Source organism: Psychrobacter sp. 1Y4 (assembly GCF_051847555.1).
Genome location: NZ_JBPYDE010000384.1, coordinates 1 through 807 on the forward strand (window position 1 = coordinate 1; position 807 = coordinate 807).

Here is an 807-nt window from a genome sequence, read left to right on the forward strand (position 1 = left end):
TATCGATCTTGCCAAAAAACGCGATCTTGATTACCGCATACACGAATATACGCATGACAGTCATGCTGCCTCTTTTGGTTTAGAAGCCGCAGAAAAGCTTGGCGTGGCAGTAACGCAAGTGTTCAAAACTTTGGTGGTGTCGACCGATACTGGCGATCTTGCGGTTGCGGTATTGCCGGTAGATAAGACCCTCAATTTTAAAAAAATGGCAAAAGCATTATCTGCCAATAAATTGCTGTCCTGCAAAAAAGTGCAAATGGCAGATCCCAAGCAAGTCGAACGGAGTACCGGTTATGTGTTGGGCGGCGTCAGTCCATTGGGTCAAAAAAAACGCCTAAAAACAGTCATAGACAGCAGTGCGCAAGATCAGACAACGGTCTATGTCAGTGGCGGTCGTCGCGGCTTAGAAATTGAGTTGCCACCAGCGCAATTAGCCAACACACTTGATGCACATTTTAGTGCGATTACTGACGAATAATATGCACAAAGGTTTTACGGTGGCGAGAGATACCGCGTAAACTTATCAGCCAGATCATCTATTACTTTTTATATTTAAGGACATAATCATGCCGCATTTAACCATTCAAGCCACGCCTAACGTCAGTATCCCTCACGAAGAATCATTGTTAAAGTCGCTCAACAAAGCACTATGGGACAGTGGGCTGTTTAAACAACCTGCTGAAATCAAAACACGTATCCTACCTATTGAGACGTTTTTAGTAGGCGTGGAAGATGATGAGCAAGCGAACGGCTTTATCTATGCCAATCTAAAACTGATGAGCGGCCGCGATATAGAGACTCAAAACC

General features: G+C 44.5%; 2 protein-coding genes. Both read left to right on the plus strand.

The annotated features are described in order from the left end of the window. Position 1: 1 nt before the first annotated feature. Complete coding sequence (ybaK, locus tag ACS8FC_RS16475; protein ID WP_439297570.1) at positions 2-478, plus strand: Cys-tRNA(Pro) deacylase; 477 nt, start codon at positions 2-4, stop codon at positions 476-478. Positions 479-566: 88 nt separating this feature from the next. Beyond that, the coding region (locus tag ACS8FC_RS16480; RefSeq protein ID WP_459112971.1) for a tautomerase family protein at positions 567-807 on the plus strand (241 nt) is incomplete at its 3' end.